Raw genomic sequence first — 13,663 nt, 5'->3', positions numbered from 1 at the left:
GGAGGAAAAGAAAATGGCGCAGAACAATCAGCCGGCAGAACAGGATTTGAATCAGTTATTGAAGGTTCGCCGCGATAAATTAAAGGATTTGCAGGAAAATGGAAAAGATCCCTTTCAGATAACAAAATATGATGTTACCGGCCACAGCATGGAAATTAAAGATAATTTTGATTCCATGGAAGGGCAGACGGTAAGCATAGCAGGCAGAATGATGTTCAAACGCGTTATGGGAAAGGCATCCTTCTGCAACATACAGGATTTACAGGGAAATATTCAGGCATATGTTGCCAGAGACAGCATCGGAGAGGACAGCTACAAAGATTTCAAAAAATATGATGTAGGCGATATTTTAGGAATCAAAGGAGAGGTTTTCAAAACCAAAACCGGAGAAATCTCTGTGCATGCCCAGGAAGTGACCCTTCTTTCCAAAAGCCTTCAGATTCTGCCGGAGAAATTTCACGGCCTGACAGATACGGATATCCGTTACCGTCAGCGGTATGTGGATCTGATTATGAACAGTGAGGTAAAGGACACCTTTGTGAAGCGCTCCAGAGTTCTCAGCAGTATCCGTAAATTTCTGGATGGACAGGGCTTTATGGAGGTGGAGACCCCCATGTTGGTAAGCAATGCAGGAGGAGCTGCCGCAAGGCCTTTTGAGACTCACTTTAATGCTTTAAATGAAGACCTGAAACTGCGCATTTCTCTGGAACTTTACTTAAAGAGACTGATTGTAGGCGGAATGGAGCGGGTGTATGAAATCGGACGTGTATTCCGGAACGAAGGCCTTGATACCCGCCATAATCCGGAATTTACCTTAATGGAGCTTTATCAGGCATACACGGATTACCATGGTATGATGGACTTAACCGAAAATCTTTACCGTTATGTGGCAAACGAAGTGACCGGCTCTGAAATCCTTACTTACGGTGAACATCAGATGGATTTGTCAAAGCCCTTTGAGCGGATTACCATGGTGGATGCCGTAAAGAAATATGCCAATGTGGATTTCAATGAGATTCATACCACGGAGGAAGCTAAAAAACTTGCAGACGAACATCATATTGAATATGAAGACAGGCACAGGAAAGGGGATATTCTGAATCTGTTCTTCGAGGAATATGTGGAGGATCATCTGATTCAGCCGACTTTTGTAATGGATCATCCCATTGAAATTTCACCTTTAACCAAGAAGAAACCGGAGAATCCGGAGTATGTGGAACGTTTTGAGTTTTTCATGAACGGATGGGAGATGGCGAATGCCTATTCCGAACTGAATGACCCAATTGACCAGCGGGAACGTTTTGAGGCCCAGGAGGCTCTTCTGGCCGCCGGTGACGCTGAGGCAAACCATACGGATGAGGATTTCCTGAATGCGCTGCATATCGGAATGCCGCCTACTGGCGGAATCGGGTTCGGGATTGACCGGATGGTGATGATGATGACGAATTCGCCGGCGATTCGGGATGTGCTGTTGTTCCCGACGATGAAAAGTCTTGAGAAGTAAAAAGGCTTGAAATGCTTATAAATACAGTGTTTCTTGAATGTAATAAAAGTGTATAAGACGTATATTTCCATGATTTTTCCATGAATATGGAATTGTAATGGAAAAGATTTTCTTCTTGAAAAAATAGGAAAGGCGTGTTATATTAGAAATACAAAAGGAACAACCGCCCACAAGGTGGGTTGCCCTAAAATGCGAAATAGAAAAATCCACCCCGTACTCGGTCAAAGTTTAGGGGTGGTTTTTCTATGTATGGTTACTTACAAAACGTAAAAACGAATGTAAGCAATGCCAAAAGGAAAAGACCAAAGGTCATTAAATCCTTAAAATCAAAATGATTTTTCATAGGCATCACCCCCATTCTGTAAAAATGAGAGGTCAGCCCACCCTGCAACACGGTTGTCCTTGTGGAGTATTCTACCATAGAGCAAGGGCAAAGACAATCATAATTTATATATTTACAACGAAACATTATCAAGGTAAGAAAAGACTATCAGCAGTGGGGCAAGCTCCATAAGGAAGATGCCCCAAAGTCTTATTTTTACATATAATTATTCTCGTGTTGTGTGATAGTATAACCTATGGTTAGGCAGTCTTTGGGGATTTTGTGTTCTGTAAATGCTCTTGAAATAATTTTTCCATTTCTTCTGGTAACGGTTCTCTGATGATGCCAACGCCGTTGTAGTAAATATCTAAATTCTGGTGACGCTTACCCTCAATATATTCTGGTTTGGACACAACAATTTTTTCAATAAATTCGTGTATGATTTCGGGCGATAATTCCGTAAGCTGCGTGACATTTTTTACTCTGTCAATAAACCGTTGAAGACTGTCGCTTTTATTTGTTTCGGTTTCGAGGTATTGTTCCATGTCTGGGATTGCATTTTTTAATTTCCGTTGTTCTTCCTCGAATGCGGCTGACATGGTGGCAAAGCGTTCATCGGAGATTCTTCCGTTTATATTATCCTCATAGATTTTCTGAATAAGGCGGTCAATCTCGCTTACACGTTTTTTTGTTACGGTAAGTTCTTTGCGCTTTCGGGAAAGCTCCTTTTTCTTTTCTTTGCCAAATGCCGCCATCTGCTTTCTGGCAAAGTCTTTTTCAAAGCTTTGCACATACCAGAATACCCGCTGCATACTGTCCAATACGATTTCAGAAACAATTTTTTCGCGGATATAATGTGCAGAGCATAAATTGGAATGGTTACGGTAGGTTGAGCAGAAGAAGTTTGCATGTTCCCGCCTATAATTTCCTGTCCCGCTGTAATACAATTTTTTGCCGCAGTCAGCGCAGTATAAAAGCCCTGAAAACATACTGATAATTCCATGTCTGGTTGGTCTGCGGCGGTGTTCCCTTAATTCCTGCACAAGCGCAAAGGTTTCTTCATCAATGATGGCAGGATGTGTGTTTTTGAATATCTTCCATTCTTCCTGTGGCTTTACCACACGTTTCTTGTTTTTAAAAGATTTTGTCGACCCACAGAAATTGACGGTATCTCCAATATATTCCTGCCTTGACAATATATCTGCGACAACACTGGAACGCCAGTTAAACGGTATGGAAGTAAGCTTACTGTGGTTTCTCCCTATGCTGCCCCAATATTCTGTCGGGGTCATTACCTCTGCGGCTTTCAGTTTCTTTGCTATCTGTGTCGGTCCAAAGCCTGCCACACACATATCAAAAATCTGACGGACTACCTTTGCCGCAGGCTCGTCAATAACCCATTCTTTTGGATTTTCTGGATTTTTCATATATCCATAGGGCGGGTTGCTTGTGAGGGGGACGCCTGCCATTCCTTTATTGCGTATTACATTCCGAACTTTTTGGCTTGTGTTCTTGGCGTGCCATTCGTTGAATAAATCCTGCATGGGTACGAGGTCGCTGATGCCTTTGGCGGTGTCAATATTGTCCATAATGGCGATATAGCGTACGTCAAGACGCTCAAAATCTTCTTCTAATAACTGCCCGACAACAAGACGGTTACGCCCAAGCCTTGAATGGTCTTTGACGATAATCGTCCCGATTTTCCCTTGTTCAGCTAAGTCCATCATTTCCATAAATGCGGGTCTGGTGAATGTCACTCCCGAAAATCCATCGTCAACAAAGAGGCGGGGATTACGGAAACGGTTTTCTTTTGCGTATTTTTCAAGTATGGATTGCTGGTTTTTGATGCTGCCCGAAAGTCCGTCCTGCTCGTCGTCGCAGCTCAAGCGACAGTATAAAGCTGTTATTTTATCTGACTGATTGCTCATAGTTCTCCTTTCCACAGCCAGATATGATATGAATTGTAGGTGTCCTTATCATACCATATCTGCCATGATACTTCAACGCTTTAAAGTCCTAATCTTATTTCAACTGCTGCTTTTCCTTTATGGCTTTTGGAGAATACGCTCCGCCTTTTCCTTTATGCTTTCTTTGGATTCTGCATTAAAGTGAGTATTGACTGTATAAATTGTCCCGCCTATCTCTTTTTGAAAATTGAGTGGATGAGGATATTGCGATTTGCGAAACCATGCTAACCGTTCTTCTTTTGTCATGGATGAAAGGCAGTCCGTAATCCCATCAATCATCTGACGGATGGCAGTTTCTTCTGAAAATTCTTCTTTTTCCGTGCCGCCAATAGGTTCACTCATCGCAATAATTCCTCCCTCCTGCGGTCTGTTTTAATTGGCTGTTTCTGCCGATTTAACCGCTGATTTTCAATCGTATCATGGATTTGGTTTAAGCAGTCGTCAATGTGTGCGGAGCGTTTCTCAATCCCGTCTGCATATTTCAGATGCTTTCTAAGCTCCGTTATCCGCTCCGTCACGCCCTGTTTTTCCGCTCGGAGTGTTTCTTTTTCGTCTGGTAAAGCACGGCGTACCTTGTTCCGCAAGTGTTGGCGGTAGTCGATAAGTTTATTCATTTCGGTCTGGTTTTTCTCCCTGTCGGCGTGTAAGTCGGAGAGTGTAGAGATATTATGCTTTGACATATATCGTACCTGTGCGGTAATCTCATCCAGTTTCCGAAGCTCCTCTTTCATCATCGGGCTTGTCGGCTTGTAGTCCGTGCCTTTGGGAAATATCCCTAACTGATAGCACCAGTAGTAATATAACGCTAAGATTCCCGTGGTTTTCTGATGCGGCTTCCATGCGTTTTTATACTGCTCTGGCATATGGGGAGAGTAGGAAATCCTTGCTTTGTAGTTTCCATATCGGGAAGTCCCGCCTAAACATGACCGTATGAAATCGGGAGTCAGCCGCTCGTCAAGCGTGTCTAACCTTGTGAAATGCCTGTACTGCGGCAGCTTCATTTTCCAATGGCTGCCCGAAAAATCAATTTCATATCCCTTGTCGGCAAGGTATTTCATCATGTGCTGTAAATCCCTGCTCCCGTTGATTGCTTCTTTTAAATCCTCCCGATAGACGTTGTAGCGTGTCGGCTTGCCGTTCTTTTCGTCCAGATACAGTGGTCTTGACGGGGCTTTCCTGGGGTTTTCGATTACCGACAAACCGTACTCTCGGCATAAGCGGTCGGACACTTCCCTTAACCGTTTCTGCTCCGATTTTGAGTAATTATATTTGCTCCCATCCAGATAAGAAACGGAGTTGAAGCAGAAATGATTATGCAGATGTCCTTTGTCAAGGTGGGTGGCAACAATTATCTGGTACTTGTCGCCCCACATCTCCCTTGCTAGCTTCAACCCGATTTCATGGCACTGTTCGGGCGTTGCCTCGTCTGGCTTGAAGCTCTGGTAGCCGTGCCAAGCGATATATCCGCCTGTCTTTTGGTACTGTTTTTTTGTCAAAATCATCTGCTGTAATGCTGTTTCTTTCAGACAGTTGATTGCGGAAACATACTCGCCCTCATTTGTTTTTAACGGATTTTTCACATAGAAGAACACGTCAAAAAAATCCTGCATATCTTGATTCGGCACGGTCTTTTCTGGGTTTTCTATATAGTCAATCACGTCTTTTATGCTCCCTTTGACATGCCATAGGCTTGTTACCGCCATATCAGACCGCCCCCTGTTCTGTCAATTCTTCTACGTTAAATCGTTGTGGGAGAGTTGTTTTTTGTTGCAGTTCTAAGATAAAATCCTCAATCTCCTTACAGATTTCGGCGGCGGTTGGATAGTCGGGAACACACTTTTTGAAAGCGTCATGCACTTCATAGAGCTTGTTTAACAGTTCCCAAAACTCGGTTTTAGGCTGTGGCTGCGGGGAGTTTCCCTTGCATAACTGGCGCATAAATTCTGCTGCGGACAGACCGCAGGCGGCGGCGCACTGCTTTAATTTTTCATGTTCTTCCTCGTTCAATCGGACGGTAATCGGGACATTCCGTGCGTCCTTTTCTGATTTTTCTCTGCTCATTTTCCTTAATCCTCCAGTCTTAAATTCCTTTCTTCGGGGTATTCAGGGGCTGTCCCCTGAGTTAGTCCATGCCCGCAAGCGGCATGGATTGGGATTGTGGCTGACACAATCCGATGCTCGCTATCTCTGTGGACAACGCCGCAGAGCATTTTTCTTTGTAACAGCATTCTTCCATACCTGTCTTACCCTCCGAAAAGAAAATCCTATGTCCCTGCACCTCCGTTCTGGATTTGATTTCTCTTGACTTTTGGATAAATGAAAAAGCCGCTACACCGCACCACGAACGACAGGAGTGTTTTCTCCTGCTCGGATTCGCAATGCTATGTAACGGCTTTGAGATTCAAAACCATGCTGCCATACACCAACCGAAAAGGGCAACATACTTTCGGCGGCGGTCAGTCTTGTCCGTTGGCTGACATTTCATTCTTACATTTATGTGCTATTTAATTTTCAATCTTCCAATTCCCTCATGGGTATTTTAGAATACCATAGTGGCTGTACCCATGTCAAGATTTTGGGTAAATTTTTTAGTATTCCCTGTGGACAGAAATTTTATTCACCTATTTTGAAAATTGGGCAGGGGAATTTTATCCCTTACCCAATAGTCCATAAGAAAACAGAAAATATTAGCTGGTTATAAAATCTTCCGCAGCTTTTTCCGCAGATGGTCTAGCCTTGCATAGATAGCCCCTGTTGTCAATCCAACAAGCGGGGCAATTTCCTTTGTGGAATAACCCTGCATTTTCAGCAGGATGATTTGCAGGGTACGCCTGTCCACCGCAAGCAATGCCCAATACAGAGTTTCGTCCTCAATCTCGTCCAGTAAATCAGCAACCGTCTTTACCTCTGTATGCCGTTCTTTGTCTGCCATCCCCTCAAGGTATTCGCCAAAGTCGCTTGTCCAATGGTAAAACCGTCTGTTAGAATTGAAGTCTGCCCTGTCGTCTGTGCGGATTTGTTCAATGGTATTTTCATCAATTCCATGTTCCCGCAATATTTTTTCCTCGGCTTCTTTCCAGATAAGCCATTTCCTGTTCTCCCGTCCGTTGTTGTATGCCATTCTTTTTTCCTCCAATCTGAAATTTTTGAAAATGCTAAAATCCAGATTGGATAGGCGGCGAACGGCAGCCAACAGCGGAAACACCCCCTCGGCACATTACGATAAAAAACGACAAAAGAAAAACCGCAAAGGTTCTGTGACCTCTACGGTTATAGGAGATACATATTCTGTTGAGTTGAGATTCTACTTCTGGTTGCATGGTGAGAAGTAGCCTTGCATGGTCGGGGATAATTTTTTTAACTGGCTTCCTGCCAATCCCCGATATGCTATGTATAAGTCAAATCTGCGTTGCATGAGCAGATAGATTACTGCCCGAAAAAAGAACATAAAAAACCTCCAAACTTCAAAAACAGGTCTGGAGAGTGTCTGTTAAGTCTTTTGGGCATAGCAAAATCGCCCACCACACGCCGTTTTTTTATTTGGTGGGCGGTTGCTTTAAAACCTTATGAAATGAAAGAGAACCGACAGACTATGATATTAACTCACATGTTTATCGGCTCTGCATCTATGTGTCTGGCTCTTTAATAACTTCTATTTCAAATTTCTTGCTTTTCAAGATTGCTCGTTTACCTTTTGGCATATTACTTCATTTCTTGACTTATAATTTTATAAAAGTTCACTATCTAAAGCTCGTAAATTTATGACAGAGACTATTTCCTGTTGTATTCTTTCAACTTCATCAATTCTAACTCTGCCAATACGGTTTCTTTCCATTTTATAATCTACATCTGGAAATAATTTTTCCAGCAAATTATTTATTTCTGGAGATGCCCCCATTGAAGCTGTCACAAGTGATGTCATATCATATTGTTCCAGTATATCTCTTAATTCGTTTTCTGGAACTCTTGATAATTGTTCAAAATCAGTTATTTTTTTAGTCGGTATATTCGGCTCTAAAATATCATTTATTGTAATTCCGTAAAGCTTAGATATTTTTAACAGAACCTCTAAATCTGGAATAGCTGCTCCCGTTTCCCATTTTGAAACAGCTTGTCTGGATATATCCAACCTTTTTGCTAATTCGTCTTGTGTAAAGTTATGTTTTTTTCGCAGTAATTGCAAATATTTTGAAATGATGTTTGTATTCATAAAAATTTCCTCCTTTTTTCTATTATAAAATGACCTTATAGAAAAATAAAGAGCTTGAAAAGTGCCAAAAAGCAATTAGCAGTTGCTGCCATTTACCTTATTTCGATGGATGTCTTGTCTGTATTCAGCTTATCGTTGACTTTCTATGTATTGTAAGATAGAGCAGCAAAATGAAAAATCTTGACTGTCTGCATAAGCAAAAACAGAGCCAACAAACTGTGATTTTATTTCACAAGTTCATCGGCTCTGCGTCTGTGCGTCTGGCTCTCTGATAACAGATATATTCATTTGTCGGACATTTATAAGAGTTTCCTGTTTACATTTTGGGCAAAATAAAGGGAATTTCTCAAGTACCGTATCTTCACGCAATTTCAATCTCGTCTTGTTTCCGCATACAGGACACAATAGCCACTTTTCCTGCTTCATGCTGACACCTCCTGCTGTTCCCTTTCCATGTTCTTAAAGAAGCTCATTGCAGATAATCCTACAATGCAAACTATGATGCCAGTCGGGATTAAGACAAAATATACGGCACTGTAAAATCTGTCAAACAAAAAACCATACACGATTTGTCCTATGGGCTGGACGCACAAAGTAACCGTTGATGTATAAGCCATCACTTTTCCTATTAAATGATTTGGCGTCCTCTGCTGTATGATTGAAACAGCAAAAATAGAAAATATACTGATAATAGCCTGCATACCGCAAAATGATACAACCGTAACTCCATACTTTATAATAACATTTACTGGCAAAAGGAAAACAATGCCGGCAGGGATAATGAAAATACCAAGAGTTGCAAGCAGGACAGATAATTTATGTATTTTCAATTTCTCTGCCAAAACCCCTGCGGCAATGCTCCCTAAGATTGTAGCGACTGCCAACGCACTTTCCGCTGCCCCATAATATTTTGGATTAAATCCGAGGACAGTCCGCACAAGAAATGGAAGTCCGACTATGGTAATGCCCATCACAAAAAACCTTGATAATGCCGTTAAGAGCAACATCTTTGATATGCTGGTCTGTTCTTTTGTAATATACTGCATACTTGATAAAAAATCCTGCTTAACAATCTGAAGCACACCGCCTTGATTTTGAATACGCTGATAGCTCAATTTTATAAAACATTCAAACAGGGCAGTAATAAAAAAACAGACAACGCTCGCATACATTACGGGTTTTAGCCCAAGCATGGCATACAATACGCCGCCCAACATAGGAGCAATCAGATAGGATAAAGATGCCACTTGATTTACAACGGCATTTCCTTTCATAATATTGTCACCTTGTAACATAGTGGGAATACACGCTTGAACAGTAGGCGTTTCAAACGCACCCAAAATAGAAAGAATAATAAGCAACGTACTGATTACAGCAATGGCATTGTTTTCCGAGATGAATAGCGCCGCACATAAAACTGATACGCCAGTCAATACGTCTAACGCCACCATAACATTCCGTCTGTCTGCCCTGTCCGCCAAGATGCCACCAAGCGGTGACAAAAGAATAGTCGGGATTGTAGCAGCAGACAATATCCCTGCAAATATAGCTGCCGAACCAGTTGCTTCCAGTACATACATGGACAGTGCCAGTTTCAATATAAAATTTCCAAACAATGAGGTTAGCTGCCCTAAAATAAGGAGCGTGAAATTTTTGGTAAATAATTTTTCTGTCATGGCTGATTCCCTCCTTTTTCATTGATTTTTCCTGCATTTTCTGGCATAGAAGTATGCCCGCAGGGTGTTTCTGTAATATCAGTGATAAATTTTTCTGTAAATGTTGTCGTATCATCATCATAAAGTGGCAGTCCCATATAGGCTAATACTTCCTTCACAAAATGATATTTATGATACAGTTCTTCCTCTGTTGCAGGGAATACCGAGGGCATGAGCCAGAAGTTGATAAGCGGCAAAAGCTCGGAAAGCTCCTTTGTGTATTCCGTCTTGATAGAACCGTCCCTTTTTCCCTCTTCCAACAATTCCAACCACAAGGGAGTTAATACACGCCTGTTTTCTGCAACTGCCGCCGCTAAAATGTGCGGGTCTTTCAAAATCGGGACTGCCTGCATATTTATCTGGTTTCGTTCAGCGTCCGACTGATTCAGTGTAAGCAACAGCCAGATTTTTTGCAGACCGTTCAAGTCCTCCCTCCCATTGACTGCTTCAAATGGGTTGTCCTCGAAAAACATCTGATTGCCTAATGCGTACATTACTTCCTCTTTGCTTTGAAAACAACGGTAAAACATTCCTTTTGCTCCGCCTACCATGTCCATAATGTCAGAAACCGAAGTTTCTTCGTACCCTTTGGAGATAAACAGTTTCTGTGCTGCATCTAGTATTTCCTTTTTCCATTGTTCTGGTGTCTTTTTTACAGGTCTAGCCAAATGTTATTGCACCTCCTTTGTATTTAGTTATTGACTATAAGTCAATAACTATTTTAGCACAATTCTTAAATTTTTGCAATAGCCATAATTTGTCATAACGCAGAAATCACTTATTTGTAAAATACACAAAATTCTTGACATTTAAAAAGCGACAGAGATTTCTCCCTGTCGCTTTTGTCCACTTATGCAAAAATAATTTCCTTGTTTACAATCTCCCTTGCACAAGCTCTTATGTTGCCTAAATGTCCTACCCATTCTAAGGCGTTTTCAGCCTTTAACTGTTCTGTTATGCCTTGTGCCTGTTTCATGTCCTCAATGAGCCTTTCAAAGCGTTCCTGCGCCTGTCTGTCAATGCTGATAAGATAAGCATTCAGCTTGCCGCTTGTAAGAAGATTGGTGTATGTAACTTTGCAATATTGCTTCAGATAGTCCAGATGCCGCTGTCCCCATGCGCCTATCGGCTGTTCTTCTTCGGCGGGCAATCGCAAATCTGGAATAAAATATTCATTTTCTTCGTGATAAGTACCGCCTAACTGTTTAAATAATGATTCGTTCATTTTGTAATTCCTCCGTGTGATTTGAATTTGCCTACAATTCAATCATTCTGGCTGTTTACAAAATATAAGGAAATCGACTTCCTTATGACGTTTCCTCCGTTGCTGGTAGTCTTTTTTAAATGAATGCACTAATAAGAGTAATTATATACTATCTATTTCTTTTGTTCCATGCCTTTTGAGGACTACAATATTCACAATATTTTTCCGACTTTGACTTGTTAAAAAATATGAGCCGCAACATTTACATTGTTTAACAAGCATAGTTTTTGAAATATCAATTGAATCATTTCCAATACATATCAAACAAAAATAATACACAGATAAATGAAATAAATTATTTGTGCTAATGGCGAAAGTAAAAGCGTGATTGTTGTGTTCAAGCATTATGTAAACTCATATCATTTTTACCAAACTAAAATGATTTGCAATACTTGGAGAAAAGTGTTTCGCCACAGAATCACGATGTTTTATGAAATAGGACATATCAATTTTTAAGTATTCACTAAAACTGGAAGCCATGAGCGTAGCACCAAAGGTGTTTTTGACACCCTAATCTTTATAGCATTATTCGACATAACGTGCTATAATTCTCTTAATCAGATTAGAACGAGTAGGGATAGTCTGCAGTTGTCCTTTCTGGAAACGGAAGGAGGTCGGTATGAACACACTTGAGATATTTACACTGCTGTTGGTCATTTTCGCAGCATTAACATACTTAGACAACAGAAACAACCGCAAGTAACGGAAAAGGCTATCCTCTACTGCAATAGGGGATAGCCTGTAATCCGTTGATTTTTAACGTATTATAAGTTTCCGATTGTACAACCGTCGGACGTTCCAATATCCTTCGGGTTCTAAGATGATTATAAACCAACACTGCGAATTTTGCAAGAGGGTTCAGGAAATGGGGGTGCTTCGGCACTCCTGTTTTTTTGCGAATTTGTAGATTATATTAAAATGATATGAGTTTATGATGACAGGAAAACGGTCTTGTCTGCAAGAAATTTTTCTGATTTTTAAATAGATTAGGAAGGAACTTGTGACGGACAGGGGGATTGAATTGGAAATAAAGAAGTCACCTAAATGTGGTGTGGATTGGAGTAAAGTATGACGGGGGATGAAGCGAAAAGAACTGGAACAATCCAAGAATATGTTGATTGAGAATAAATAAAAGAACCTGCCCCTATAGACAAGCCTGGAACATCAGCCTGATTAAATTTAGAGAAGAGCAAAACGCATTGATTTTAAGATGAGATTTGACTGTTAGACTTTTAATGTTGAGGGAAGACGCTTTTTAGGCATAACAAAGCTAACGTAAGTCCAAAACCTACGAAAATCAGGGAGTATTCAGTTACAAAAGTCAGGCAGTCCGTTTTAAAGATTTTAGCTTGCGGTAGGATTGACCGGAATTGCCAGTAACTGCAGCAATGGCAACAGCCAAAAGACTGATATGGGCAAGTGTGTTTAGGTTTGCAACGGAGGATTTGTTTCTTACCCACATCCGTTCCTGCCCCGTGTTTTTGAAGCGGGAATTGTAACGTTCACATTCCGTGCGGAGAAAATAGCTGCTTTTAAAATACCTGCTGTTCCTGTCGATGGAAAGCCGCAGGTCGTCCGCAATTGTAATGTATCTGGTACAGCCACGATGCTTTTTGCCATTATAAAAGTTTTTGTGATGGCATGGGCAGTCAGCATCTTTGGATGACTTTAATGGACAGCAGAACTTTTGGCGGGTGCGATTTCTATCAGAAAATTTACCATCCTTCCACATGGCAAGTCCTGCTTCACAGATGGGATTTCCCTGAGGAAGAAGTTTGGGATTTTTCGTATTACGTTTGTTTAATGGTATGATGCATTCCCCGTCATAGAGCTCTTTGACCTGGTTGTAAATCTTTTTTACATCATAGCCTTTGTCAGCAAGAAAGGTACACTCTGTAACAGGAAGGAAAGCATGAGTGCCAGCAAGGATATCAAGAGCGACTGTGGAATCTGCCACTTCAGCAGTTGTGGTCATTTCATAAATAGGGAGACCGGAGATGCAGTCTACGAGGACATGGTTTTTGTAACCCCAGTAGAATTCATATTTCTTTTCGTTAGTCTGGTTGGAAGCTGTGTGTACACCGAGTTTACAGTGCTTATCTGCTTTTGGCTGGTTGTCAGGCTGGAATTTGTTAGAGAGGAAAGACTTGGGATTGTTCTGTGATGTATTGGCAGAAACAGGGGTGGAATCCAGTCCTATGAAGGAGGTATCTATGATGCCATCTGCAGCAAGGGAAAGAACCTGTGACTGCATAATGTAGGAAAGAATGGAATGGTCAAAATCTTTCAGGAAGCGGTCAAAAGTCCAGTATGAAGGAAGCGGCAGGGAAATATCAAAGCCGCAGTAATGGGCAATGAGAAGATTGTTGTTGAGATAATCGACAAGGTCAGTAATCATGGGGAAGCCTTCACATTTCATGACAATGAAGGCACAAATCATGGCGTGGTTGGAAAAACCTTTACGTCCCGTTTTTGGGTATTCCTGAACGAAAGACAGATCAAGATTCAGGAAAAGGGAATCATAAAATTTAGCAACAGGTTGAGAGGTAAAAAGACGGATGTCTTGAATGATTTGTTGACGGTAGATAGCAATCAGCTCCTTTCGGTGAATTTGTTTTGGCAACTTAATTATACCATCTGGAGCTGGTTGTTACTATAAATACAGAACCAAAGGTTCTGGG

General features: G+C 41.3%; 12 protein-coding genes. 1 reads left to right on the top strand and 11 read right to left on the bottom strand.

Annotated features, from left to right (window positions below):
* The first annotated feature begins 13 nt into the window (after positions 1 to 13).
* Entirely contained in the window at positions 14 to 1,504 is a 1,491-nt protein-coding gene (gene lysS / locus C805_RS22690; RefSeq protein ID WP_016216377.1) for a lysine--tRNA ligase, read from the top strand.
* Between the two features lie 582 nt (positions 1,505 to 2,086).
* Here the strand turns inward: lysS and C805_RS22685 are convergent.
* The 11 genes from C805_RS22685 to C805_RS0106760 form a co-directional block, all read right to left on the bottom strand.
* A complete protein-coding gene (locus tag C805_RS22685) occupies positions 2,087 to 3,754 on the bottom strand; it encodes a recombinase family protein (RefSeq protein WP_016216376.1) in 1,668 nt (555 codons plus the stop codon).
* Positions 3,755 to 3,871: 117 nt separating this feature from the next.
* Positions 3,872 to 4,135, bottom strand: a complete 264-nt coding sequence (locus C805_RS22680; RefSeq protein WP_016216375.1) for a transposon-encoded TnpW family protein — start codon at positions 4,133 to 4,135, stop codon at positions 3,872 to 3,874.
* On the bottom strand, positions 4,132 to 5,496 hold the full coding sequence (locus tag C805_RS22675) for a relaxase/mobilization nuclease domain-containing protein (protein WP_016216374.1): 1,365 nt from the start codon (positions 5,494 to 5,496) through the stop codon (positions 4,132 to 4,134). The genes C805_RS22680 and C805_RS22675 overlap by 4 nt, the downstream gene beginning before the upstream one ends.
* A gap of 1 nt (position 5,497) precedes the next feature.
* A complete protein-coding gene (locus C805_RS22670) occupies positions 5,498 to 5,854 on the bottom strand; it encodes a plasmid mobilization protein (RefSeq protein ID WP_016216373.1) in 357 nt (118 codons plus the stop codon).
* A 634-nt stretch (positions 5,855 to 6,488) separates the two neighbouring features.
* Positions 6,489 to 6,914, bottom strand: coding sequence for an RNA polymerase sigma factor (locus tag C805_RS22665; RefSeq protein ID WP_016216372.1), 426 nt, complete (start codon positions 6,912 to 6,914; stop codon positions 6,489 to 6,491).
* Positions 6,915 to 7,520: 606 nt separating this feature from the next.
* Positions 7,521 to 8,003: a helix-turn-helix domain-containing protein gene (locus tag C805_RS22660; protein WP_016216371.1), complete on the bottom strand. Its 483-nt coding sequence runs from the start codon at positions 8,001 to 8,003 to the stop codon at positions 7,521 to 7,523.
* A gap of 237 nt (positions 8,004 to 8,240) precedes the next feature.
* A complete protein-coding gene (locus C805_RS22655) occupies positions 8,241 to 8,429 on the bottom strand; it encodes a cysteine-rich KTR domain-containing protein (protein WP_016216370.1) in 189 nt (62 codons plus the stop codon).
* Complete coding sequence (locus tag C805_RS22650) at positions 8,426 to 9,679, bottom strand: MFS transporter (RefSeq protein ID WP_016216369.1); 1,254 nt, start codon at positions 9,677 to 9,679, stop codon at positions 8,426 to 8,428. The genes C805_RS22655 and C805_RS22650 overlap by 4 nt, the downstream gene beginning before the upstream one ends.
* Positions 9,676 to 10,386, bottom strand: coding sequence for a TetR/AcrR family transcriptional regulator (locus C805_RS22645; protein WP_016216368.1), 711 nt, complete (start codon positions 10,384 to 10,386; stop codon positions 9,676 to 9,678). Before C805_RS22645 ends, C805_RS22650 begins: the two co-directional genes overlap by 4 nt.
* A gap of 182 nt (positions 10,387 to 10,568) precedes the next feature.
* On the bottom strand, positions 10,569 to 10,943 hold the full coding sequence (locus C805_RS22640) for a TnpV protein (RefSeq protein ID WP_016216367.1): 375 nt from the start codon (positions 10,941 to 10,943) through the stop codon (positions 10,569 to 10,571).
* 1,360 nt (positions 10,944 to 12,303) lie between these two features.
* Entirely contained in the window at positions 12,304 to 13,605 is a 1,302-nt protein-coding gene (locus C805_RS0106760) for a transposase (RefSeq protein ID WP_022750937.1), read from the bottom strand.
* Between the last annotated feature and the right edge of the window lie 58 nt (positions 13,606 to 13,663).

Source organism: Eubacterium sp. 14-2 (genome assembly GCF_000403845.2).
Lineage (GTDB): Bacteria > Bacillota > Clostridia > Lachnospirales > Lachnospiraceae > Petralouisia.
Note: the sequence above shows the minus strand (reverse complement) of the source record. Positions and strands in the feature narration are given on the sequence as shown.